This is a genomic window from Paenibacillus sp. QJM3NY_38, from assembly GCF_056173265.1.
The window spans coordinates 2,003,202-2,028,331 of the sequence record NZ_CM149665.1 but is presented as its reverse complement, the minus strand read 5'-3'; the positions used below and the strand labels follow the sequence as shown (position 1 = coordinate 2,028,331).

General features: G+C 52.1%; 25 protein-coding genes. 4 read left to right on the top strand and 21 right to left on the bottom strand.

The features are described 5' to 3' along the window. Positions 1–16: 16 nt before the first annotated feature. The 10 genes from yhbY to spoVAC form a co-directional block, all read right to left on the bottom strand. Positions 17–307 carry a ribosome assembly RNA-binding protein YhbY gene (yhbY, locus tag AC0VZ8_RS08880; RefSeq protein ID WP_071222881.1) on the bottom strand — a complete coding sequence of 97 codons (291 nt, stop codon included), beginning with the start codon at positions 305–307 and terminating at the stop codon, positions 17–19. A gap of 396 nt (positions 308–703) precedes the next feature. Then, positions 704–1,570, bottom strand: a complete 867-nt coding sequence (locus AC0VZ8_RS08875; RefSeq protein WP_071222880.1) for a shikimate dehydrogenase — start codon at positions 1,568–1,570, stop codon at positions 704–706. A gap of 54 nt (positions 1,571–1,624) precedes the next feature. Then, positions 1,625–2,752, bottom strand: coding sequence for a ribosome biogenesis GTPase YqeH (yqeH, locus tag AC0VZ8_RS08870; protein WP_475486657.1), 1,128 nt, complete (start codon positions 2,750–2,752; stop codon positions 1,625–1,627). Next, entirely contained in the window at positions 2,749–3,279 is a 531-nt protein-coding gene (locus AC0VZ8_RS08865; protein WP_009592142.1) for a YqeG family HAD IIIA-type phosphatase, read from the bottom strand. Before AC0VZ8_RS08865 ends, yqeH begins: the two co-directional genes overlap by 4 nt. Positions 3,280–3,516: 237 nt before the next feature. After that, entirely contained in the window at positions 3,517–5,757 is a 2,241-nt protein-coding gene (locus AC0VZ8_RS08860; RefSeq protein ID WP_260064315.1) for a DUF4129 domain-containing transglutaminase family protein, read from the bottom strand. Then, positions 5,754–7,001: a DUF58 domain-containing protein gene (locus AC0VZ8_RS08855; protein ID WP_475486656.1), complete on the bottom strand. Its 1,248-nt coding sequence runs from the start codon at positions 6,999–7,001 to the stop codon at positions 5,754–5,756. The genes AC0VZ8_RS08860 and AC0VZ8_RS08855 overlap by 4 nt, the downstream gene beginning before the upstream one ends. 2 nt (positions 7,002–7,003) lie before the next feature. Then, the gene (locus tag AC0VZ8_RS08850) at positions 7,004–7,960 is read right to left on the bottom strand and encodes an AAA family ATPase (protein ID WP_071222876.1); all 957 of its coding nucleotides are present in this window, start codon (positions 7,958–7,960) and stop codon (positions 7,004–7,006) included. 174 nt (positions 7,961–8,134) lie between these two features. Next, on the bottom strand, positions 8,135–8,485 hold the full coding sequence (spoVAE, locus tag AC0VZ8_RS08845) for a stage V sporulation protein AE (RefSeq protein WP_015734153.1): 351 nt from the start codon (positions 8,483–8,485) through the stop codon (positions 8,135–8,137). Between the two features lie 4 nt (positions 8,486–8,489). Continuing rightward, on the bottom strand, positions 8,490–9,503 hold the full coding sequence (spoVAD, locus tag AC0VZ8_RS08840; protein WP_071222875.1) for a stage V sporulation protein AD: 1,014 nt from the start codon (positions 9,501–9,503) through the stop codon (positions 8,490–8,492). 6 nt (positions 9,504–9,509) lie between these two features. Then, positions 9,510–9,998: a stage V sporulation protein AC gene (gene spoVAC, locus AC0VZ8_RS08835; RefSeq protein ID WP_071222874.1), complete on the bottom strand. Its 489-nt coding sequence runs from the start codon at positions 9,996–9,998 to the stop codon at positions 9,510–9,512. Positions 9,999–10,556: 558 nt separating this feature from the next. Here spoVAC and AC0VZ8_RS08830 point away from each other — a divergent pair. Continuing rightward, complete coding sequence (locus AC0VZ8_RS08830) at positions 10,557–11,630, top strand: M42 family metallopeptidase (RefSeq protein ID WP_071222873.1); 1,074 nt, start codon at positions 10,557–10,559, stop codon at positions 11,628–11,630. Positions 11,631–11,702: 72 nt separating this feature from the next. On the opposite strand, the gene AC0VZ8_RS08825 is transcribed toward AC0VZ8_RS08830, so the two are convergent. From AC0VZ8_RS08825 to AC0VZ8_RS08795, 7 genes are all read right to left on the bottom strand, one after another. Further along, positions 11,703–13,106 (bottom strand): MFS transporter, encoded by a 1,404-nt coding sequence (locus AC0VZ8_RS08825; protein ID WP_475486655.1) that lies wholly within the window; start codon positions 13,104–13,106, stop codon positions 11,703–11,705. Positions 13,107–13,206: 100 nt separating this feature from the next. Then, positions 13,207–13,869 (bottom strand): cysteine hydrolase family protein, encoded by a 663-nt coding sequence (locus AC0VZ8_RS08820; RefSeq protein ID WP_071222871.1) that lies wholly within the window; start codon positions 13,867–13,869, stop codon positions 13,207–13,209. A gap of 52 nt (positions 13,870–13,921) precedes the next feature. Beyond that, entirely contained in the window at positions 13,922–14,965 is a 1,044-nt protein-coding gene (locus tag AC0VZ8_RS08815) for an ABC transporter substrate-binding protein (protein ID WP_475486654.1), read from the bottom strand. A gap of 44 nt (positions 14,966–15,009) precedes the next feature. Beyond that, positions 15,010–15,891, bottom strand: coding sequence for an ABC transporter permease (locus tag AC0VZ8_RS08810; RefSeq protein WP_071222869.1), 882 nt, complete (start codon positions 15,889–15,891; stop codon positions 15,010–15,012). 31 nt (positions 15,892–15,922) lie between these two features. Next, on the bottom strand, positions 15,923–16,702 hold the full coding sequence (locus AC0VZ8_RS08805; RefSeq protein ID WP_260064322.1) for an ABC transporter ATP-binding protein: 780 nt from the start codon (positions 16,700–16,702) through the stop codon (positions 15,923–15,925). 150 nt (positions 16,703–16,852) lie between these two features. Further along, positions 16,853–17,227: a Na-translocating system protein MpsC family protein gene (locus AC0VZ8_RS08800; protein WP_071222867.1), complete on the bottom strand. Its 375-nt coding sequence runs from the start codon at positions 17,225–17,227 to the stop codon at positions 16,853–16,855. Positions 17,228–17,505: 278 nt separating this feature from the next. Then, a complete protein-coding gene (locus tag AC0VZ8_RS08795; RefSeq protein WP_260064323.1) occupies positions 17,506–18,471 on the bottom strand; it encodes an acetylxylan esterase in 966 nt (321 codons plus the stop codon). 302 nt (positions 18,472–18,773) lie between these two features. Between AC0VZ8_RS08795 and AC0VZ8_RS08790 the strand changes: the two genes are divergently transcribed. From AC0VZ8_RS08790 to AC0VZ8_RS08780, 3 genes are all read left to right on the top strand, one after another. Then, positions 18,774–19,610 carry a sugar phosphate isomerase/epimerase family protein gene (locus tag AC0VZ8_RS08790; RefSeq protein WP_475486653.1) on the top strand — a complete coding sequence of 279 codons (837 nt, stop codon included), beginning with the start codon at positions 18,774–18,776 and terminating at the stop codon, positions 19,608–19,610. A gap of 90 nt (positions 19,611–19,700) precedes the next feature. Beyond that, positions 19,701–19,976 carry a hypothetical protein gene (locus AC0VZ8_RS08785; RefSeq protein WP_475486652.1) on the top strand — a complete coding sequence of 92 codons (276 nt, stop codon included), beginning with the start codon at positions 19,701–19,703 and terminating at the stop codon, positions 19,974–19,976. 279 nt (positions 19,977–20,255) lie between these two features. Then, on the top strand, positions 20,256–20,516 hold the full coding sequence (locus AC0VZ8_RS08780) for a hypothetical protein (RefSeq protein ID WP_235613232.1): 261 nt from the start codon (positions 20,256–20,258) through the stop codon (positions 20,514–20,516). Positions 20,517–20,522: 6 nt separating this feature from the next. Here the strand turns inward: AC0VZ8_RS08780 and AC0VZ8_RS08775 are convergent, their stop codons facing one another. From AC0VZ8_RS08775 to AC0VZ8_RS08760, 4 genes are read right to left on the bottom strand one after another with little or no spacing between them, the layout of a single operon-like run. Next, complete coding sequence (locus AC0VZ8_RS08775) at positions 20,523–20,753, bottom strand: twin-arginine translocase TatA/TatE family subunit (RefSeq protein WP_475486651.1); 231 nt, start codon at positions 20,751–20,753, stop codon at positions 20,523–20,525. A gap of 27 nt (positions 20,754–20,780) precedes the next feature. Beyond that, on the bottom strand, positions 20,781–22,895 hold the full coding sequence (locus tag AC0VZ8_RS08770; protein ID WP_475486650.1) for a glycosyl hydrolase family 28-related protein: 2,115 nt from the start codon (positions 22,893–22,895) through the stop codon (positions 20,781–20,783). Between the two features lie 23 nt (positions 22,896–22,918). Beyond that, on the bottom strand, positions 22,919–23,806 hold the full coding sequence (locus tag AC0VZ8_RS08765) for a dihydrodipicolinate synthase family protein (protein ID WP_475486649.1): 888 nt from the start codon (positions 23,804–23,806) through the stop codon (positions 22,919–22,921). A 13-nt stretch (positions 23,807–23,819) separates the two neighbouring features. Then, positions 23,820–25,094: a sialidase family protein gene (locus AC0VZ8_RS08760; protein WP_475486648.1), complete on the bottom strand. Its 1,275-nt coding sequence runs from the start codon at positions 25,092–25,094 to the stop codon at positions 23,820–23,822. Positions 25,095–25,130: the final 36 nt, after the last annotated feature.

Genomic DNA, 25,130 nt, shown 5'->3' with positions numbered 1-25,130 from the left:
TGCCATCAAGGCTCCCTTACGGCAGCTCGATGGTTTTGTGGTCTTTTGATTCTTTATAAAGCACGATCGTCTTGCCGATAACCTGTACCAGCTCGGCCCCGGCACCTTCAGCAAGCTCCTCGGCGATTTCGCGGGGATCTTCGAGACAGTTGTTGAGCACGGATATTTTCATGAGCTCCCGCTTCTCAATGGCCTCGGAAATATGCCGGATCAGATGCTCATTGCTTCCTCCCTTGCCTACCTGGAACAGCGGATCCAGATGATGCGCAAGCGAACGTAAATGTCGTTTTTGCTTTCCTGTTAACATGCTTGGTCATTACTCCTTAAATATTCAATTATTAAAGTGCGTGTTCAAAAAGGTCGATTTTCATCACCGAGAAGGTTGGATGAAGCTAGGGACTGAGGAGCGGAGCGTACGTAGTTTGTACGTGAGCACCGGAAGGCCCGGCTGAATTCAAGATTCGATGCCGAGTTGCTTCTTGATTCACTTCGTGTTAGATATAGGATTTATAAGTTATCAACGGAGTTGATGAAATTCTATATCGCAAGAAAACCAACTTCTGAATCGCGGTCGCTCAGCCTTGAATTTGCCTCGATTGGTTTTCTTATCAAAATCGGACTTTTTGAACAACCTCTTAAAGCCTGCAGCTTGTCGAAAGCTATATTGTAGCTTCTGCATAAGCATTAATCAATAAACACGAGATTAAACCTCGGATTGGAAGCTGGTCAGAACCGCTTCCTTCATCGCCTGAACGGGCGCCCTCAGACCTGTCCAATACTCAAATGCATACGCCCCCTGGTTGATGAACATCCCGAGACCGCCATGCACCGTGCATTGCCGAAGCTCGCTTTGCCGCAACAGCTCGGTCTTCAACGGATTATAGATCAGATCGCTGACAACGATCCCTTCGGGTATATATTCCACTGGAACAGGAAGCTCGGAAACCCGGGGAAACATGCCCACCGAGGTTGTGTTGATCAAGACATCGGCATCTGACAATGCCTCTCTGGCATGATCCTCACCGTATCCCCTCAAGTCAGCAAGCGAGCTCCACTCCTCGGCCAATGCCAGCGCTTTGTCGGGTGTCCGATTCACAATGGAAATCTTCTCAGGCTCTTCCCCGGTAAGGGCGTAGATGATTCCCCTGGCCGCTCCGCCGGCGCCGTAAACAACGATGCGTTTCCCTTTAAGGTTGGGACAGGCTTCATCCTTTAATGAACGAACATATCCGATGCCATCCGTATTATAACCCGTCAATTTGCCATTGTCGTTGACGATGGTATTCACGGCGCCGATGCGCCGCGCCCCTTCATCGACGACATCCAGATACTCCATAACCTCCACCTTGTGCGGGATCGTTACATTCACTCCGCGGAATCCCAGGGCTTTGACAGCCTGGATAGCGTCACGAAGCCCCTCCGGACGTATATGAAGGGGCACATAGGCCCCTGACAATCCCAGGGCGGTAATAGCCGCATCATGCATAGCCGGTGATTTGGAGTGACCGATAGGGTCCCCCATTACGCCAAGGAGCAAATAATCACGCTCGATCATTGGATTCACTTTCATTTCTCCCCTATCTCTCCCATGATAAACCGGGCTGTACCTAAGCGATTTTATCTCTTATATCAAGGATGGACGCGCCAGAACTTTGATTCCTTTAGGTACATGAACTGCCACAAGCGCACCCTGTTCACCATTGATCTTGATCCAGCCGAGCCCCGAGATAAACACGTCTTGGCGGGTTCCCTTAGGAATACGGATTTCATGCCTTGTCCATTCCGGCAGTTCTTCAAGCCGTTCCTTGGTCGGCGGTGAAAGCAGCTCTCCGGCATGTTCGGCAAATAACGAATCCGCCCGCTCCAGCTTGGTCCGATGAATCCCTAATCTGCCGCTAATAAAGCAAGTAAAGGATTGGTGCTCGCCTTGCAGAAAATCAAAGCGGCCAAAACCTCCGAAGAACAGGGTCTGCCCTTCGTTCAACTGGTATACCATCGGCTTCAGCGGATTCTCCGGCATGACCGTCCCCAGATCCTCACGGCTCACAAGCTCGCTGTAGCGCCATGGGTATACGATGCCCGGCGTATCTATAATATACCGGCCGTCATCCAGCGGAATATTGACCATATCCAGCGTCGTTCCCGGATAACGGGAAACGGTCAGCTCCTGATCCAAATCGCTGTAGTCGCGGATCAGACGATTGATCAAGCTGGATTTACCCACATTCGTGGCGCCAACCACGTAGACGTCCCGGTCTCCTCGATAATGCGCAACCGTCTCCAGCAGCCGCTCAAAGCCTTGATTCTTCTTCGCGCTGCAGAGCACGATGTCTTCCGTTCTCAGTCCATGCTCCTTGCACTGCTTCTGCACCCAATTGAGTACCTTGTTCCAATTGGTGACCTTCGGCAGAAGATCGGTCTTGTTAACGGCCAGAATAACCGGATTGTTGCCGACAAACCGCTGCAGCCCCGAAATCAGGCTCCCTTCAAAATCAAAGAGGTCCACGATATGAATAACAAGCGCATTCTTGCCGCCAATCTGTCCCAGCAGCCGTAAAAATTCATCCTGGTCTACGGCAACCGAGGAGGCTTCATTATAATTCTTAATCCGGAAACAGCGCTGGCAAATAACCGGGTCGCGGTCCCAGGCCTTCTCCGGCAAATAGCCCGGCTTGTCCTGTACTGCACTCTGAAGCGGTATGCCGCAGCCGCTGCACTTCTTGATGTCTTCTCCGCCAGTAGGCAACGTCATGATTTCGGTTCCTCCTCCATCCATAATCCTTTCTTGCGCAAACGGGTCAATGCGATCCGCTCCACCCGGCGATTGACCAGGCGCGTAAACCATCCCTCATCGTTGATGGCGATAGGCATAACCAGCACCGTATACAGACCCAGCCGATTCCCGCCATAAACGTCGGTCAGCATCTGATCGCCGACCACAACCGTTTTCTCCGGCGTGAGCTCCATCATCTTCATCGCTTTGCGGAACGGGGTATTACTTGGTTTACGGGCTTCATGCACATACTGGATATCCAGCGGCGTCGCAAATTTAGACACGCGTTCAAGCTGGTTATTCGAGACGATGATGAGCTGGAAACCGATCTCCTTCACCCTTTTGAACCAAACGACCAGTTCCGGTGTCGCAAGCGGCGCCTTGGCCCCTACAAGGGTATTGTCCAAATCCGTAATGATTCCGCGATACCCCTGCTCATATAATTCCTCAAGGTTAATATCAAAAACCGTATTCACACGGAGCTTTGGGATTAACATTTCAAACAAGTTCGTCACCTCAATTTCATACGAAAAACTATACCATATTCCGGTTCCTTAGTAAAAATAATCACGAGCCTTTTTCTTCCCGTATACCGCGTCGCTGCCTATACCGGCAAAAGACCACCCGGCGGCTGTTTGGAAGCGGACCGGGCGGTCTTGAAATCATCGATATCAGAACGTTTCATACCGAGTTATCCTGATACACGCAGGAACAACCACCATCACGCGGTCTGTCTTCTTGGATTAGGTAGATAGACGTTTCTCGGATACAATGCGGACCTTCTTAATAGACTTCTTCAGCTTCAGGGCATCCTGTTGGACGGAGCGCCATTGCTCTTCCTTCACTTCAGCCGGGCTGTACCTGGCAGCTTCAAATTGCTGCAACAGAGGTCTCAGCTCCACTCCCAGCTCAGGGTGTGCACTTACCCAGCGGCCTACCGATTCACGGAGGGTTTCATGTTCCTGCCTTACCAAGCCTCTGCGCTGTACGGAACGAATCCATCGTTCGGTCTCGGCAATGACTTTATCCGCGGCCGTCAGCGGCTTGCCTGCCCGTATACGCGCTCCAGCAAAACGCAGGCTGATGCGCATTCGCCATACGATGTACAGAATCCATAATACGATAACAACCACCGCGGCCGTTACAACAACTTTAACCCAGCCGGGCTGCTGATGATCGGAGGTCGCAGCTGGCGTAGCCTTGTCCTCTGCCTCTTCTTCTTCTTCAACTTCTTCCTCAATGACAGGCTCAGCGTCTGTGTCAGCCGTCAGAATCGGCATGCTAAAGCCCGGTGTCGCTTCAATCGGTACCCAGCCGTACTCGCCGAAGTACACTTCAACCCAGGAATGAGCGTCGGCATTCGTAACGGTATAGTTTCCGGGCTCAATCGAGGTTTGACCCTCGACCGGAACGTACTCCGATGCCGTCATTCTTCCCGGCGCGTAGCCTTTGACCCAGCGTGCAGGAATATCCAGCGACCGTGTCATCATCACCAGGGAGGTCGAGAAATAATCGCAATACCCTTCCTGGATTTCAAACAGAAACGCATCCACAAAATCATCGCTCTTCTTGCGTGTAAGATCCGGCGTGTTGGTATAGGTGAAATTGCTCGTTAAATATTGTTGCAAGAGCATGACCTTCTCATACGGCGTATCTCCGCCCGCGGTAATTTCTTCGGCCAGATCGGACACGCGGTCAGGGAAGTTTCTCGGCATCTGGATATACGCATCGTCAATCGAGCCGGAATATAGTTCATCATAAGTTCTGGTGCTCAGCTCATCGATTGGAATCACCGGCACTTCCGACGTTAAGGTATAACTCTTCGGATAGTCCGCATTACGAGCGTCGTCCAAATGCATCTCCGCGCCTTCGGTCACCCAGCTAAGCCGATCCGAATCGATATCCTCATCCAGGCTCTCCAGCTGACGAACGGAGTAGGCGCCGAACAATACCGGATACACCGTATCACTCAGCATCGTTACCGATTGCTCCAATGTTTTGGTAGGTACGGATCCGCTGGCTTCCCCCGGCAATTCTTCCCCGATGTCCACGCCCGTGCCGGAACGCCGGCTGCTGGCTCCATCAGCCCAACCCGTTCCCGAGTATACGGCTCTGGTTTCCCCTCGCCAATAGCTGCGTTCATCCGAGGTAATCGACATCACCGGTGAATAGTCAAAGTTAAAACCGCCGCCAAGGTCGTTGTCCTCCCGTCCATATCCGGACATGCTTTCAGACGGTGACTCGATAAGGGTTCCGGTACCGGTTGTACTGCCGCCGGATAACGGCACCCCGTTCCACTCCCGCCACGCCGTGTAAGGATCGGTTAACGTGGGCTTCACGTGCGGCATATTCACACCAGCTACAATGATCAAAGAGAAGATGACCAGGATGTTGGCAACAATCTTGAACGGATACTTCGATAAATTGACCCATCCCTGCGGAAAGCGTCTGCGGAACCGGTTAAAATGGCTGGATACGAGCCAGCCCATGCCCGCTCCGACAACCCAAGCGATTTCATCCCACAGCACGATTTTCGTAAAGGAATCCAGCACGGCAAAACCGATGACGTTGATCCCGACTACAAAAAGCACGCGCCCCTTGGTTTTGGCCCACCGCGCAAGGAACAGAAAAGCGGCCCAAGCGGCGATAGCAAACCACAAATACGGAAAAAGATACATGAGTTCCTCGGTCAGATCGCCTTCAGCGCCAAGGACAGGAACCGGATTACCGTGAGTTTTCAGCAAACTGTATACACAATACAAGATCAAAATAAACTGGATAAGCACCCGGTAACCTTGCTTGATCGGAAGCAGCGCTTCGGTAACCGCCGTAATGGTTAATGCTGCAATAACGATGGCAGTCGTTTCCGAGAGCCATATCGTCTCCGTAAAGGATACCCACTGCATCCCGATGATCCAGATCCATAGCATCGTTAACGTACTGAAGAAGGTAGTAGATAGTTTGTCCAGCCACAACTTCATCATGCACCACCTCCCAGCGCAGCCGGCAGCTCGTCAAGGGAAGAAACCGAATAGCTGGAAATCCCCCGGGATTGCAGAAGCGAAATGGAATCATCGCGTTTTTTCGTTTCATTGGAATTGGTTATTTGCAAGAAGCATGGGTTCATTCCCCGAGTTTCAACCCAGCGCATGATCTCTGAAGCGTCCTTGCCGCTCATCGGGCTGATCAGCAGGAACAGGGCCCCTTTTGGAAAATGGCGATAGGATTTCTCCAGGGAAGCAATCAATTTGGTTTTACGGTCATAATCCACGTCAACCAAATGCTGAATCATGCGCATCCGCTCTCCGGCGTGATCGGCGGGAGCGAACATCTGAGCTTCTCGGGTAGCCGTGAACAAGCCTGTACCCGCATGCTCCTTGGCACCATATTCGATCAGCAACGCAGCTGCCGATACGGCCAGCTCGAACTGCTGGGCATGATCATATCCGTCCGCGGTACAGTCCAGCACAATCATCGTTCTGGGAAAGGATTCATGCTCAAATTCCTTCGACTTCCACGAGCCGGTCTTCGCCGTTGCATTCCAGTGTATCCGGGAGATCCGATCGCCGTACACATAATCGCGGACTCCGTTGATCTGCGTGGTTTCCCGTCTGGAAGCCGAAACTGTGGTATGTGTACCGCCCAATCTCGAATTCCGTATGTTTCGCTGCCATTTGGGAATATATATGGTTCTCGGCAGAACGCGGAAATCGGTCTGAACCTCAATGCGTCCCTTGTGCTCCATTAATCCGAAAATATCCTCGCTAATGCATTCTGTCTTTGAAAAAGCGTACCGCCCTCGTTCAAGCGGAGGGGTCTGAAATACAAGCTTGCCCGCACCGCGAAGGTTCGGAATGACGCTATCTTCAAAGGACCAGGAGTCGCCGTTATGCCTTTGCAATACTTCACGCACGATCATATAGGGCATCGGCAGCAGTCCTGGAACATGGACCTCCAGCTTCACGCGGACCTGTTCACCGGCATGAAGATGTTCACCTCCATGCTCCGCTCCTCCCAGCACCCTTCGCTGGGCTTTCACCCGATTGACTCCGCCAAAGCCAGCACCGATCAAATAGATCGTCAGAAGGCTGACCATGGAGAATAGCATGAGCGAGGTTTTGCCCCCCTGAAATAATACGTACAAAAGACATAGGCACCATACCGCCAATACCGCTGCGAGTCTAGACGGCTGCATGCCATTCAAAAATAACGAAACCGCGCGGCGCATGCCTATCTCCCCATCTGAACAGGCACTTTGACCTGACGCAGTATAAACTCGAGGACCGATTCGGGACTCGCATTGTCGAGCCTGGCTTCCGGACGCAGCATGATCCGGTGCGAAAGCACGTATGGTGCCAGCGTCTTCACATCATCTGGCAGAACGTAATCCCTCTCGTGCAAGAAGGCATAGGCTTTAACGGCATTCATGAACGACAGCGTCGCACGGGGACTTGCGCCCAGCATAACGGAAGGGTGCTCGCGCGTCGACCGGGTGATATTCAGTAAGTAATCGGCGACCGGGTCACCGATGAATACCTCGCGAATCTCGCGTTGAATAGCCGATATGGTATCCATATGTGTCACCGGCTGAATCTTGTCCGCCAGTTGTCCGTCGCGTGAACGGTACATCAGCTGCTTCTCCGTAGCCGCATCAGGGTAACCCAGGCTCAGCTTCAGCATAAACCGGTCCAGCTGCGCTTCCGGGAGCATGTAGGTGCCTTCAAAATCGATCGGGTTCTGGGTCGCGCATAGCATGAAGGGATGCGGAAGTTCGTGGGTAGCCCCATCCACCGTTACGCTGCGCTCCTCCATGACCTCAAGCAGGGCCGATTGCGTCTTGGTTGTCGCCCGGTTGATTTCATCCGCCAGCAAAATGTTGGTCATGACCGGACCCGGTCGGAAGTAAAACATTTCATCTCGAGGGTGGAATACGGACACGCCCGTTATGTCACTCGGGAGAATATCCGGGTTACACTGAATCCGGCGATAGTCTCCCTGCATGGATTTTGCTAATGCTTTGATCAGTTGGGTCTTTCCTGTGCCGGGCACATCCTCGATCAGTACATGTCCGCCAGCGAGCAGCGCCGTAAGGAGCAATTGGATCTCAAATTCTTTGCCTAGCAGGCACGACTCCAGATTGGTTCGCACCGAGGTAATGATTTTCATGGATTCTTGGCTTACGGGCATGTATGACTAACCTCCTGTAAGGGAATAAATACTTATTTTAGTACTATTGTACATGATCGAGGTCCCGGAGTACATTCGATGAGATATTTTGGGTATTCACCTTTTTATTGCCGCTCTAAACAGAAAAAGACCCGGCATCATGCCAGGGTCCTTTTCTTCTTGATGATGATGGTTTTATCCCTTCGGACGAACAAACAGAGCAGCCAGGAAAGAGAAAATGATCGCCGAGGATATCCCTGCACTGGTGACTTCGAATATCCCCGTCACAACCCCGATCCAGCCGTCCCTCCCCAGCTCCGTCAAGGCGCCATGCACAAGCGAATTACCAAAGCTGGTGATCGGCACGGAGGCTCCCGCTCCCGCGAATTTGACAAGCGGCTCATACAATCCGAACCCGTCGGCGATGGCTCCGGCGACTACTAACGTACTCATTGTATGTGCCGGTGTCAGTTTAATAACGTCCATCATAATTTGCCCAATGACGCAAATCAGACCGCCAATAATAAATGCCCATAGAAACTGCATTGTGTTATCCTCCCATCTCTAAGGCTACAGCGTGAGCGATGCACGGTATGCTCTCACCCTGCTGGTAAGAAAGAGGCGACAGCAAAGCCCCGGTAGCAACGACCAGCACCTTTTTCAATTCGCCTTTACGCATCCGTTTTAAAATATGGCCATAAGTAACAACAGCCGAGCAGCCACAGCCGCTGCCCCCTGCATTGACGTATTTTTGTGTTTCCAAGTCGTAGATCATTAAGCCGCAGTCTGCAAACACCGTACCGTCCATGATGACATCATTTTGTTGCAAAAGATCCTTCGCGATTGGAAGCCCCACGGAGGCCAGGTCACCGGTCACGATCAGATCATAATCCTTCGCTTGCCGGCCTGTGTCTTTAAAATGCTTTGTTATCGTATCGGCTGCCGCCGGAGCCATCGCCGCCCCCATATTGAACGGATCCTTGATGCCCAGATCCACCACCTTGCCGATGGTGGCATACGTGACAGCAGGACCGTCTCCCTTGTCCGAAATGACGGAGCAGCCTGCTCCCGTTATTGTATATTGCGCATACGGCGGCTTCTGCGATCCGTACTCCGTCGGATAACGAAACTGCTTCTCAACCGTACAGTTGTGGCTTGCCGTACCGGCCATGACATACTTGGCCCCTCCTGAATCCACGAGCATGGAGGCCACCGCGAGGCTCTCCATTGATGTAGAGCAAGCACCGAATACGCCGATGTAAGGCACACCCAATTGTCTTGCAGCAAACGAACTGCTGATGATCTGGTTCATCAAGTCCCCGCCCACAAAAAACTGCAGCTCGTCTTCCTTGATGCCCGCCTTCTCAACCGCTTTTCTTGAAGCATCCTCCAGCAGTTTCCGTTCCGCCTTTTCCCATGTTTTTTCGTTAATCTCAATATTGTCGTAGATATAGTCGAAATCATCGGCGAGTGGCCCTTCGCCTTCCTCAGGTCCCACAATCGTCCCCGTGCCGATAATGACGGGTTTGTTCTCGAACTGCCAGGTTTGGCCGATCACCTTCATCTCTCGTTACCTCCCCTCAATGCCAAAAATAGCGTAAATGATACCGATAATAAACGCAGCCACGGTACCAAATACAATGACAGATCCCGCCAGCTTAAACATACTGGCCCCGACCCCAAGAACCAAACCCTCCGCGCGGTGCTCGAGCGCAGCGGAGCACATGGAATTCGCAAACCCCGTGACCGGCACGGCGCTGCCTGCTCCCGCCCATTGCGCAATTTTGTCATACACGCCGAAGGAGGTCAGAATGACGGAGAGTATAATCAGCACGGCGACTGTCGGGTTGCTCGCTTCGGTGGTGCTCATATCGAATACGGTCATAAAAAACTGCTGAATGCATTGGCCGATCACACAGATGAGACCTCCAATCAAAAAAGCGCGCAGACAATTTTTAAGTACGGCGCGAGGAGGTTCATGCTTTTTGGCAATCGCCTGATATTCTGCCGAGCTCATTGTGGTGATATCAGACTTAGGCTTTTGGTTAGAGCCTGACATTTCAATACACCTCCGCTTTCATTTAAGTATGGAATCCTTTAAAAACGCTAAAGAGCCATTATGGATATCACTCGATATCATTATGCTTTGAATGAACTCCCTTTATGTTTGGAAAATCATCCTTCTCACTTGGCAACCACGGCTTGTCCTAACATATTAAGTGGCCCCAACACGAAAATCAGCCTCCAGGAATCCCTGAAAGCTGAAGTAAGACTCGCCTGCCATCGTTGCTGGAGCCGGTCATTATATAAGAATGTATTTCAGCAAAATGACGAGGAGGATGAACAGGACCATAATGAGCAGAAGTTCTCTGACTTCGGCATGATAGACGTTTAGCTCAATCCCATGGTGCTTCATACTCTGCCCCTTCCCTCGGACGACAAAAATTCCACTTCGTTTCTATATCGTATTCCTATCCCGGATGCAGGGTGCTTGTTTCATTTATTTTAAAATGACGTGCTCCTAAGCGGCACGGGTTTTGTAGACTTTTCAGATGTATAGGGGCATACTAGAAAAGAAAGCACTCTTACATACCTTTTCTAAAGGAGCGAATTCGTAATGAATGAATCAACACTGGAATTATTTCGTACTTTGACTGAATTCCCGGCTGCACCGGGCTTTGAGAGGGAGCTTCGTTCCTGGTTGAAGAATGCCCTTTCGCCATATACAGATGAGTTCGTGCAGGATCGGCTGGGCAGTCTGTTTGCCGTTCTTCGCGGTAACGATGAAGGTCCAAAAGTCATGGTGGCCGGTCACATGGATGAAGTCGGGTTCATGGTAACCGGCATAACCGAAGCGGGGATGGTCCGTTTCCAGCCGCTTGGCGGTTGGTGGAGCCAAGCCGTGCTTGCTCAGCGCCTGCAAATCATCACCGACAACGGTCCTGTCGTTGGAGTTGTAGGCTCCATCCCGACGCACCTGCTGGATGAAGCGCAGCGCAGCAAGCCGGTCGACATCAAGACCATGTATATCGATATCGGCGCCGATAACAAGGCGGAAGCGGAGTCGTTCGGCATTCGTCCCGGATTGCAAGTAGTTCCGATCTGTGAATTCACGCCGCTCGCTAATCCAAAAAAAATCATGGCTAAAGCGTGGGATAACCGTTATGGCGTTGGTCTCGCGATCGAGCTTGTCCAGGCGCTCCATGGCGAGAAGCTGCCTAACACCGTTTACGCCGGCGCAACCGTCCAAGAAGAGCTCGGACTGCGCGGAGCACGGACTTCAGCCAATCTGATTCAGCCGGATATTTTCTTCGGACTGGATGCCAGCGCGGCGAACGACATGATGGGTGACAAGAGCCAGTTCGGCCAATTGGGTCAAGGCGCACTGCTTCGCATCTTCGATCCGACAATGCTGACTCACCGCGGCATGGTAGAGTACGTTCAGGATACGGCGGAGACCAACAAAATCAAATACCAATACTTCGTCTCGCCGGGCGGCACGGACGCAGGCCAAGTGCATCTTAGCGGCATCGGCGTTCCGTCCACCATCATCGGCATATGCTCCCGCTATATTCATACATCTTCGTCCATCATCCACACGGACGACTACGAAGCAGCTAAAGAACTTCTGATTAAGCTTGTGAAAGGTTTGGATCGTACGACACTACAGACGATTCTGGACCGCTCGTAAGCTAAATGAAAAAGGGCATCCTGCAGGTCTTGAATAGACCACGGGATACCCTTTTTCTCATTTTCCCTTCCTCTAAGAAGATAGCGTCTCCTTATGCCTGCCAAAGCGAAACGATATGAGCATCGTTACATAAACGATGACAACCAGCGCCGTATTCAATACGAATATCATCCGAAATCCGGTAAGCCCCCCTGCCCCTTGGGCTGGAAGCGCCAGCATGGCACCTCCCGCCGCCGTGCCAAACATCATCCCCAGATTTCGCGACAGTGCCAAAATGCTGCTGATCAGGCCGAGGTCCGTTTTGGATGTCCTGCCCATCACCAGAGAATTGTTTGGAGGCGTAATGATGCCCATGGAACCTCCGAGCAGGACGATAAGCAGAATCAGAAAAAAGATCGGATATGCCGGCGATACAAAACCGAGCACGATTAACGCTGCTGTCATGAGCAGCAGCCCGGCTGACAATAACGGGAATGTCCCCAGCTTGTCCGACAGGCTCCCGCTCAGAGGCGAGAATATGATCAGTGACAACGGATATCCCATCATGATCAGGCCTGCCGTGGCAGGTTCAACGCCCAGCTCGCTCAGCAGAAATACAGGCAGCACAAGCTGAGCCGAGAAAGCCGCCATGTAGGTTATGATGGTGACGATGATTCCCACGCTAACGCCTGCATCCCGGAACAGATCCAGCTTCATAAACGGGAGTTTCCCTTCCCCTGCTCGTTTCCACCGCGACGATAGGCACCACCCGATGAACGCGACAGCTCCCGCACCGAACACAATGAACAGCACCAAAACCTGCCATGAACTCCAGCCCCACTGAGCCCCCAAATTCACGGCCGTAACCAGTCCGGTTAGAGATATCGCAAAAAAGGCAGCCCCCGGCACATCCAACCGGCTTACGACTTTTTCCGGTTCGTCCTTGGGAATAAAGCGCTGGGCGAACAACCATGCAATCAAGGATATGGCCGTCAGCAGCCAGAAATTGCTCCGCCACGAAAACCACTGAATCAGTATTCCGCCAAGGCTCGGTCCGACCATCGAGCCTGCGGCAACAAACGTGCTGATGAGCCCAAGCGCTTTTCCGCGCTGCTCCTTCGGAAATACGGAGACGATCAGCGCCATATTGGTAGCTTGATACATGGCCGCTCCTATGCCTTGCAGAATCCGAGAAGAGATCAGTCCGTTTAATGAAGGTGACAAGGCGCAGCAGAGCGCCCCGGCCATAAACACAAAATAGCCGATATTGTGGACTTTCCGCCGGCCCAGCATATCCCCCAGCTTTCCCATGACCGGAAGCAATATGGAGATGACAAGCAAATAAGCGGTGACGATCCACTGGGCCGTAGGGATGGTGGAATCGAACGTTCTGGCGATATCAACAAGCGCAATGTTGAACATGCCGGCTGACAAGTTGGACAGAAATGCCCCTAAACAAATGGTATATTGGACGATCATCCTTGATCTGTTATTCATGCAGGACTCACCAGCTTTATTCATGAATTTCTGTGCCGCTCATAGAAAAAGCTCCCGCATGCGGAGAGCTTCCCAATGGGTTGAACCACGTTCTGACAAGCTAGCCGATAGCCGGCTGGGCGGTCGATATCGATCGCAGCGGTTCCTCAGGCATTTGATCCATCCAAATATCGATAAGCTCCGCCACTTCACTAACTTTCCCGAAATAGCCTTCAATATTCTGAAGGGTCATGTCATGCGCCGCTGAAGAATACGATGCGCAAGCGTCCGCTGCAAGCACGATATGATAATCTAGCATAAAACCGTCCCTTGCCGTCGATTCCACGCACACATTAGTGCTGACTCCCGTCATGATGAGGGTCTCGATCTTCAGCGTCTTTAATACCGAATCCAGCCTAGTATTTACAAAAGCGCTGTATCGGTGTTTATTGACAATGATATCATTCTCCTCCGGCAATACCTCGTAAAATTCCGCGCCCCAGCTCCCCCTTCGGCATACGTTCGCCGATCGTCCCGAGGACCTGGTGGTCCAAGCGTCGGAGTCCGTCGCTTTCTCATGAAGCGTCTGAATGAAAATGATGGGCACCTTCAGCTCCCTGGCCCTCTGAAGCAGCTTATGGAGCTGCGGCACCATCTCCGCTACCCCGTTAACATCGCAGCCCGCTTGAGACAGTGCTCCCTCTGGATGACAATAATCATTTTGCACATCGACCACAATAATCGCCGTTTTGCTGCCTAGCATCAGCTGATTTAAAGATTTCATCGTGACTCTCTCCCTTTCAGGTCGTGGATTTAAGACATCATGCACCTGCCGATCACTTCTTGGAATTGTTTACAAACTGCATATCTACCAGCGCATCATAGGTATAGTCCCCTTTAAATATCCCCGTCTCGATCATGACATCCATATCGTGCTTCAACGCCTCTTCCGAAATCATCCCGTCCAAGCTCCAGAGATTGTCGGCATAGGCCCGGTCCAAGGCAGCTTGGATCGCATCATCGGACAACGTCGGGAATTCGGCTATCAGATTTTTCTTGGCTAGTTCCTTATCCGTTTGCACAACTGTAAGCGCTTCGATCATGGCATCCGTGAAACTTTGAACGGCTTCCGGGTCCTTCTCGATGGTTGACTTCTTCACGCTGAGAACCGAGTACGAGAAATCCCCCAGGTCATGAAACTTGTAAAACGGCTCTTCCCATACATTCTTCGATATCCCGTCACTGATCTGCGGCTCGGCTCCGTTCGCAATGTCGGCCGCGCCCTGTTGGACCATCGTCACCACCGTGGAGCCGTCTGCCGGTTCCAGCAGCTGCACATCCTTCTCCGGATCGAGTCCGAGCTGAATCAGGAGATAGCGGGTTAGAAGGTTGGGCGTACCGCCGTGGCGACCGGCGTTAATCTTTTTCCCTTGTAAAAATGCCTTCAGGTCTTCGGGGGAATTGCTCGCAGGTGCGGCGCCTTTCTTGGCCATTAAATACACGTTCGCCCGGTTGACAACATTCACGACCGAAATGATCGGATCGGAATTGTTGTTGTTAGCCAAGGCATTGGACTCCGTCCCGCCGATGACGCCCCAGGCATCCCCGCTGACCACGGCGGTTACGTGCGCTCCTCCGGCCGCTTGGATGACCTCAACGTCGAGCCCTCTTTTCTCAAAGAAGCCTTCCCGCTGCGCGACGTACAGCGGCAGATATCCCGTGGAGTGAAGCGGCTCGGCGATCACGATTTTCTTCAACTTCCCGTCACCGGAAGCGGACGCGGTGCTGTTATCGTTTTTTTCATTGCCGCAGGCTCCAAGCAGACCGGTGACCATGAGCAGTGCGAACAGCAGTGAACGTTTCTTCATGTTTTGGTTCATATGAATTCCCCTTTTAATAGAAATAATGAGTTCGGTTATTCTGTCTATTGTTTGGTCAATCCCTTGGATAACCACTTCTCCAGCACCACCACGCCCCAGTACATCACCATGGACAGCAGCGACAGGACGACGACACCTACCCACACGAGGTTGATATCCAGTATCGTTCCCGCATACATAATCATCCGGCCGACGCCCTGGCTTGAAGCGATGAACTCGCCCACGATGGCACCTGCCAGCGCAAGGGCAATATTAATCCGCAAGCTGCTGATGATCCAGGGCATGGACCATGGTATGACAACCTTGGTAAAAACCTGATGCCGCTTGGCACCCAAGGAATACATCAGCTTCTCCATATCCGGATCCACACTCTTCACGCCGCTGTATGCGGAAAGCGCCGAAACAACAACCGTCATAGAGAAAGCCAGCGCCACCTTGGAAAAAAATCCGATTCCCAGCAGTATGACGAGTACAGGTGCTAGTGCGAGCTTGGGCATCGCATTTAAAATGATCAGATACGGCTCGCTGATGCCGGCATACGATCTTGACCACCAGAACGACAGTCCGAGCAGTGCGCCGAGAAAGGTTCCGAACACAAAACCGAGAATCGTCGAGCCGGATGTATACGTAATGTCCCGGAGAAGGGTTCCCTCGGTCATCTGGGTCCAGGTCGTGCGAAGAATCGCACTGGGGCTGCTCCAATAGTAAGAATCCAGCAGGCCGATCCGGGTGAACACCTCCCATACCAGAAAAACAAGTACAGCCACAGCGGCCCGCCCCCAAACGATTCGCCGGCTTCTGCGTCGCTCCAGCGCCTCTTCATCCAAGATGTACGGCATAACCTCCGGCCTTTTGGACGAACCCGCTGCAGGCTCCGCAGACGTCACGGCATGTACGATAAAAGCCTCTTTGCGTGCACTTTCCATTCCAGTTCCCTCCTCATTTTGTTCTTATCCCCTAAGAGATTTGTTCTTCATCTTGTCCAGCGGACAGCAAATCCATGAGATGATGCTTCAGGTCCATGAAGGCCGGAGACGTCATGTCTTCCGTTTTCCGGGGACGCTCCATCGTTACTGTAATTTTGGACTTGATCCGCCCGGGTCTGGACGAGAATACATAGATGTCATCCGATAAATAAATCGCTTCGTCAATGTCGTGGGTGACAAACAGCACCGTCTTGCCAAAATCCTCCCAGATCTGCAGCAGCCAATTCTGCATGGTCAGCCGAGTCTGGGCATCCAATGCGCCGAAGGGCTCGTCCAGCAAAATGATGTCCCTGTCGTAGAGCAGCGTCCGCAGCAGCGCGGCACGCTGTTTCATCCCTCCTGAAAGCTCCTTCGGATAATGCTTGTCAAAACCCTTCAGACCGTATTTTTCCATCAGGGGCAGCGCCCTCCCCACGGCTTCGTTGTAGGGTACGCCACGGACCTCCATACCCAGAATGATGTTGTCGAGGATGGTGCGCCAAGGCAGAAGCATGTCCTTTTGCAGCATATAGCCAACATAACCGGTTGTCCCGACGATATCCTTTCCGTCAGCCGTCACTTTGCCCGTAGAGGGCGGCATCAAACCGGCAATAATGTTAAACAACGTTGACTTGCCGCAGCCGCTGGGACCGATAATGCTGACAAAACGTCCCTCCTCAATCGCCAGACTCGTCTCCCGCATAGCTGCAATTTCTTCCCCGTTTCGGCGAAACCATTTGCTGACACCCGAAATTTCAATTTTGTGAGTCATGCCCCTTCCTCCCTCTCCTTTGAGTTTCATATTTTTTCAGAAACAACAGACATTTATTTTCAAAAGCGGATGTAACAAAAAATCGCCAGTCCAGCCCCAAGCCGCACACATGTATGTGCCTTGGTACCAAACTGACGATCGGCCCGCTCTCTACAAGAGTTCCGGCATGTCGTTCAGATATGCTTCGACCTCCTTCTCCAAGAATACGATGGTACCGGAAAACTCGGTCTCTGCATCATAGTCTTTAAGAATGGAGATGATTTTAAATTGAAACTGCTGTTCCAGGGAAGCTTTAATCTCCTGCTTGAACACCTGGAATAAAAGGTGGTCCAACTGCCGGGTAGAGAGGGGGTAATTCTCATCCAGCAGTTTGAGGACGGGGACTCTACTATTTCTCGATACAATGATGATTTTATTGCCAACGAAATCGACTTTTTGCTGCTTTACACCCACGTTAAATATTTTCTTATTTATCGCGTTGTAAACCCTCAAAAGATCCTGTTTGAGTTCGCCTGCTGTCATCATGGTTCAACATCCCTTTGTGTAAATTAATATTACATTGACCGGGGTAGGTATAGGGTGTTTATCGAGTTTTTTCTGTCCTTGGGTATAATTATAGGCGAATTTGGGTAGTTGTCAATACATATGCGTTAAAAAATATAACAAATATAGAATTTGTGTTATTTTATATAACATAGATATAACACATATTTAAATGTTGATTCGTTTGCTTCTGTCCAATGACGCTATATAAAGAGCAGTCCTGAGCAATCGTCGTGCCTGCCCCTTTCTGTCTCCGTGTTCTATCTCCCGTTAAAAATCCGTTCCAGGAACAAGACGCCCTCCCTCTTCTGGTACTCATTGACTTCATGGCCAGAGAACGGATAGTCTCTTATTTCTTTTGCCGCTTTCATTCGGTTGTATGCAGCATATATGGTTTCGGGCATGCAGACCGTATCCTTCCAACCAACGGATACCATGACCGGCACCTGGATTCGCGGCGCAAGATTCAGCATGTCGAAATACGAGAGATGCTCCAGGATTTGATTCAATTGCTCCGGGTAGCGCTTTATGTATTGGGCGATTTCGTTCAGCGAGCTAGCCGAATGAAGAATCCCGTAGTCCATCCTGCACATGTTAGGAATGTCGGCCACAATGGCCGCAACCTTCGGATTCAGAGCCCCTGCAAGCAAAGCCAGTCCGCCGCCCTGACTGCCGCCTACCACGGCAATTTTGTTCGGATCCACTCCAGGCTGCTCCGATGCCGCATCCACTGCCCTCACAGCATCCATTACAACTGCCATGTAATAGGAGCGACGAATATCCGTAATCCCCTGCGTCACCCAGCCCTTAACCACGCCGCTGTCCAATGGAAGCAGATTCCCCGTCTCTCCGGCCTGTCCCCTTACGTCCACGGCAAACACCGCATAACCGAGCATCAGCCAATGGGCATACCGTTCCGGAAATCCACGGTCTCCGGAATAACCCGGGAAGGTTACGATACACGCCCGAGGCTTCTCGTCCGTAGAAGATTTAGCGGGAGTTATATACCAAGCATGGATGGGCGTATCATCATAACCATGATAAGTGACCTTGGATACTTCCATGTAGGGATATGGCGTCGTTTCCGGTTGACTAACCATGTGGAGCGGCTTATTACCGTACGACTTCAATGCTTCCTCCCAAAATCGATTCAAAACCTGCTCGTCGATCGTGGGCTCCGGATACAAGTTACCAAGCTCTTTCTTCCGCTGTTCAATGGTATTCATTCTGAGTTTTAATCTCCTTTTCGCGAGTAAAGTGGAAGTTCATATGACATGGTTATTTCGGCAAAACATATGTAATCCCCTTCGAGACGGTAGGAATTCATGCCGGTTTATTACGAATCCTTCTCACAATAACAAATCGACAGTGGCTCCTATCGCTATCTTTCTTAAAAAAAAAATAAAAAGCGATCATAGATTTATAGAGTGGAACATATCATAATAGAAACTATGAAACCAATGGGTTGATATAAACGAAGGCCCGCCTCTAGCAAAACGACATCTAATAGCGAATGGAGACGATGAATATGCTGCAAGGTTTAACAAGCGCAGGACTCGGAAAACTTGAAAGCGATTTACAGTTTATCGAACTCGCGGCCAAATACGAATTCCAATGCATCGATATCGATGCCAAAGGTCTTGTAGACCGCCTTGGCGTGGAGGCGGCAGCCGATATGCTGAAGTCCCGCCAACTGGAGATCGGGGCCATCGGCCTTCCCATAGAATGGAGAGGAACGGACGAGCAGTTTCTAAGCGGCCTCGAGAAACTCCCGGCAGCTGCGGCAGCCGCCAAGGCTCTCGGCTGCACACGGTGCTGTACATACATTCTTCCTTCCACCGATGCACCCGCTGCTCATTTCATGGCGCTGGGCACCACCAGACTGCGGGCATGTGCCAACATTTTGGGGGCATACGGAATTCGATTGGCCTTGGAGTTCGTAGGACCGCATCATCTGCGCACCCAATGGAAGAACCCGTTCATCTGGACGGTACAAGAAACTTTGGATTGGATTGATGCCATCGGGGAGCCGAATGTCGGGCTGCTGTATGATGCATATCACTGGTACACCAATGAGATGACGGTTGCGGATATCCGGCAACTGCGCCCCGAACAAATCGTTCATGTCCATATAAACGATGCCAAGAACATACCCGTGGGAGATGTGCTTGATAACGATCGGCTTTATCCGGGTGAAGGCGTAATTAATCTGCCTGGGTTCCTTCAGGCTCTGAATTATATCGGCTATGCAGGCCCGGTGACACAAGAAATATTGACGCCTTCCACGCCGACCGGAACCCCTGAAGAATTGGTTGCTAAATCACGGCGAGCCTTTGACAGCGTATTCGGTGCTGCCGGACTGTAGTAGAGGATCCAGGCCATATAACGGAATGATTCCTCTTGTTCAGGGCACACTGAAACGGTAGATTAAGTACCTTTTCGGGAGGTTTCAGGTATGAACGGATTTGAGAAAGAGGAACGGGATAAATTTACGGATCTATCCACCGTGGAGTCACAGCGGAACGATTTAACCGCGGAGGAATTCCCGGAGGGTCCTTACGGATCCAGCCTGCGGACCGAAACGCTTGGTAAAAGCAGTCCATGGAGAGCGGATCAAAGACCACCGAACTCCTTCGATTACGAAAACAGAGGTCTCCACAAAGAGATGAAGCGAGATTATCCTTCGGAAGACCAGATCTTGCAAACCGAGTTGGACGAGGATGAAGCCTGACCCGCTCATGTCGCTAAATCCCCCTCTTTATCCTTTAATAGGACAAGGAGGGGGATTTTTTGCCAAAAACAGCCGCTGCAAGAAAGCATACCGCCTCTTCAGCATACATAAAATGGCATGAGAAAACCTGATTCGACGCGCCTTGATGGAAGAGGTTCCGTCATGACGGCGGGTTAACATCAGCATCAGGTTTGCACTCAACATATCGTTCACTCTTGGCCGTTTGCCTAATTTCCAAATAAGGGAGGCGAGGTGGACACCTTGTAGGAGGGGATCTGAATGCCTAGCCTGAAGCGTAAAGATGACTTTGTCGTTTATGTGGTAACATTGTCCAATATGAAACGGTACATCTCGATTGAATTCATTGGGGGGACGTGCGGGTACATCATCGGTCAAAGGGGACTGCATTCCGACATCTTCGGTATGCTCGGCAGCATGGCGGCACCCATGGCTATCCGGGCCGTGCTCCAATGGCAGGCACCTAAACCGAAGCGAGCCTCTTCCCGGAAGAGGCTCGCACTTTTGTTCCTTCTACATTAACACGCTTTACAAGTTCTGCTGCAGCTTGCCATCTCCCCCTACGGCATCAGCGCCTGCCCTGGGATCAGCATCGGAACCAGCCGTCTCTTCTTCCAGCATTTCTTTGCTGCCTCTCCGGAACTCCTTGATCGTTGTTCCGAGCGCCCTTGCCAATCGGGGCAGCTTGGACGGGCCGAACAACAACAGACCGATCAGTACCAATACAGCTAGACCTGTAAATCCGATATTCAACGGCATGAATCCAGTCTCCTTTCGCCTCTTTTTTCACACTAGCCCATAGGCCTGTTCATAAAATTTGCCCCTGACGGAAATGACAAGGCTTGCCGATCCGCCGCTTTCCTTGGGAAGCGCGGTAAGCAAACTCGCGGCTGGCCCGTCCCCGCTCCGAAGCTCCAGCTTGAGGACATTGGAATAGTTTTTCATCCGGTAAGGAACATTCTGGGACGCGTAGGCGGCTGGCCGAATCCAAAGCGCGGTATCCGAGGTCCTGTTCAAGGTCACTGCGGCTTCCGCCTCCTGATAATCCGGGTGATTGTCGATGGCCGCAGCCGTAAACAAGGCATATTTGCTCTGGAATGCTTTCTCCCCCAGGAACATCCCTTTGGAGAAATCATCGCTTCCCGTTCCGCCGGGAAGCGGAAGGGGCGTCCAGGACCGGTAATCCCATGAAGCCTCCTGAACAGCGTAGCGGAAGAGCGCCTCTACATCGAAGGAGCGTGCCGTCGAAGGCTGCATCGCACCCGCCTTCGTCAGCCGATGTTCAATGACTCCGTTATTATTTCGGAGCTCCACCTGAAAATGGTATTCCCTAAGATGGATATGCCCGAGCCTCCGCATTCCCGGAACGATCCATGCACCCTGGCAGTGCTCCATTTCCTGAAACTCCGTTTTTGAGCGATTGTATGGAAATTCACAGTTAATGAGCCGGGGGAGAACCGTGTATGGGCTTGCCCTTACCGGTCCGCTTTCCGCCCGGCAATTGATGAAAGTCGGCCTGATGACCCGATCCAGCACGATGGAAGCACTTTCCCGCGTCTGGATGGAGCAGTTCACGAATCTCGGATGGTTGATCCGGTAAGGAACACCGCTTCCGATGAAGCCGTCAATTTTAATCGGTGTGCTGTCCGGTTCGATCCGGCTCTCCCAGCCTGGGGCGAACCCGTTGGAATGATGATCCGTACCGGAAAAAAAGGAGTCGGACACAAGCAAATGCGATAATCCGAACTGTCCCTCGGTCCGGGCATCGTCAACGGGAGGGGTAAAGCCTGCGGCATCCGGCGGATTGCCTTCGTCACCGCCCAGAACGGCGAGCCCGATTTTGCCCTGAAACAGGCAATCTTTAATGGTGGCATATTCAATGGAGCCGTATTCCGCGGTTGCCGATAACCGCCCCGATGCATCCAGAAACACCCCCGCTTTCTGCCAGTAGCCGACAACAGAGACGCGATCCAGCTTCACATGAGTAGCATTATCAATCCACAGCCCAACATCGAACATGGCATGTTCATCCGTATGCTGGGTCGTAATATTCCCTAGCGCGTCGCGAATCTTGAAGTGGGACAGGATCTTGAGGTCGGACAGCTGGGTACCGTCTGCATCGGCATCCAGCTTCACGGCGCAGGTAAAGTCCCGAAAATCGTTCCGGTTGCTGGAATACGTCCGGGAACCGTTTCCCGTAAACATAAGGACGGTGCCGTTCTCCATATCCAGGATGCTATCCGGGACTTCATTGCGCCTTTGGCCAAAAGCATACCACGAGGAAGCACCGCTTCCGCGGACAAACGTATTACGGGGGATGATCAGCGTATCGGTCAATCGAAAAACCCCCGGCGGGAAAAACAAACTCTTTCCTCTGGCTGCTTCCAGAGCCGAACGAACCGCTTCCGTATCGTCGGACATTCCGTCGCCTACTGCACCAAACCATGCAGCGTTAACGCTTCCGTCATGCAGTCGCTTAAAGCGGGCTCCGGCAGCGGATGCAACAATCGTTCCGGTATTATCGGGAGAAGTGTTATCTGCAGGATCATATATGAAATGCCCCTCCTGTCCCGGGTCCGTAACGAAATAAATCAAATCCTCTCTCGGCTCCTCCATACCCCGGAGTTCAGCCAAGGTAACGGCAATGATATAACTCATGTTCATTAACAATGGTGGTTTGATTTTGTCATCGTCTCCATAAACGGCATCGGTTACAGCCGGAGCGCCTTGACCAAAAGCCGTTCTCGCCAATGGACCTTTCAGAAAATGCTCAGCTGCCAATGCCGCCCCCGCAAATCCGAGGGCGGACAGCATACTGCGCCTGCTCATTGGACGCTCCATCAGCGGCTGCTGCGCACGTTCACCTTGGACGTCATCACTTTCATGCCGACTGCTCATCATCGATCCCCCCATCATTCATCTTCTTAAACCTTGACGGTTTGCAGCCAAACCTCCATCGCCTTTTTAGCCTCGAGTGTGATAACGCCGCCGGATCTCACTGTCGATCCCATGGGCACGCCTTGAAGAGCGGCCAGCATTTTCGCCGAGGAGGGGTAACCGAATCGGAGCAGCGCGTCGAGATATACAAGCTCCCGGTGAAGCTTCTCCGCATGGGCCGATCCTTGCGAAGCCGCCCTCCAGAAGTCTAAAACAGAGCCTGCTCCGGCAGCCGAAACGATGGCCATGATTCCCTTAGCTCCTTGACGAATGGCTTCCAGCATGAACGGGGTGTTCGCCTGGTAAACAATCGTACCTTGAGCCGCCTCGATCTTACCCATTATGCCTTCCATCGTACAGGTTGTGTCCTTGATCCCGATCACGCTGCCAGTATCCGTTAACCTGGAATAGACCCAGGGTTCTATTGCATAGGGCTCCACCAAGGGCCACTCATAGAGTATGACCGGACATTCCGCTATATCGGCCAGCCCCGCGAAGTGATCCGCGAGCTTGCCTTGGTCGACCCCCATGCCGGCCGAGGGGACAAGAACGACGCCCGCAAGCCCCGTATCCATCACTTGCTTCAGCTCTTCCTGCTGCAGCTTCGGAGCCTCAAGATTGCCCGTAGCCACAACCGGTGTGTTCCCCGCCAGCTTCACAGCCCTTCTCATCAGCTCCAACCGTTCCGTTAAAGTCAGCCATTTCATTTCGCTGCTGCCGCATACGGCAAACAAGCCTTGGGGCCGGAAGGACAGCTGCCACTCCACGTAGCGTTCATAAGCCTCCCAATCGATGCTTCCGTCCTCGTGAAACGGGGTTAGCAGTAGGGAAAAGACGCCCTCGAACTTCTTGGTTAACTCCGCTTTTTTGGTCAAAGCCCATACCCTCCTATCCATATACGAGAGATCGAAAATTCCGAATGTTGTGGAACGTAATCAAGTTCCCATTATGCGCATCCTTGGCTCTGGCATCGCCCGATCGGCTGGCAATGAGCAGATCTTCCCCGTCGATGGCCATGCTGGCATAATGCCGCGACTGCTTCGGCGAGGCTCCGATCGACACGATAGCCGCAAAACACCAGTCGATGCAATTCGTTGAGTAATGGAGCTGAAGACGGTGCCGCTCGTTGTTCGGCAGATCGAAGCGCTCCGCCGGCAGGCGCTCCTTGCGCGTCATGCTGTCTGTGGACTGCGAGCTGAGCAGCCAATACAACCTGCTCACCTCGTCAAATAACAGATGAAACTTCATTTGCCCTCCCGGGCACGGGACAAACACTGCTCGTTTGCCGGAAGGCGTCGTCTCCAGCATCGTTGTCATTGTGCCGTCGTCGTTCTCCACTACTTTGGCGATGGAGGCAAAACCGGTACCTCCCGTATGAGCTCTCGCCCACAGATGAAACGTCCTGCCCTCGGGATCATACCAGTAATGGTCAGGATCGGTGAATTGAACGACGTTCGTTTCCAGCCAGCCGACGGGCGGGCAATTCAACTGACCCTTGAGGTAATCCGAATTTTCGGTGAAAAAGGGGACGCCAAAATAATCGAGACGATCCGACGGAAAGGCATCGACGGCTGTTAAGCGGGAAGCGTAAGTCCAGCTGACCGGCTCCAGCAGGTCAGCGTCTTCCCGTGCCCGCATGAGGACCGGCTGGATTTCGCTAACCGGCCACACCGTCATGTCATGCTGCCGAATATCCTCCATAACCAGGTATACATTCCCCTTGGCATAATGGACATTGCAAGGAGCCTGGTGCCAATCCCCTTCATCGGTCAGCTGGACCGGCTCGGACCAGGTAAGCCCCCCGTTATCGGATCGGATGATCATCAGATTGACGCAGTGCCCTAGAATGTAAAGTGCTCCTCCGGCCAGAAAGGGGCGTGCATGCATAAAGGGGAAGTCATGCGTATGCTGCCAAGTACGCCCTTTGTCGTCCGACACAAACACTTTCCCTTGTGTAATAAACCCTTTGCGTGAACCTTTCGGCCCCGGAAGATCGGGGACTCCCTTTCCTCCGAGATCCATTGTTAATACGAGCCGTCCGCCTGGCAGATTAATAATGGCAGGTGAGTAACAATAAACGGACTGTGGATCCGGCGACTCAAATACGGTGACATAATCATCGGCACACGGCCTAATCATGTGCGCGGTTTCTTCCATGTTCATGCGGTTACCCTCCCGATTCGGTTGTTATATGGGGCA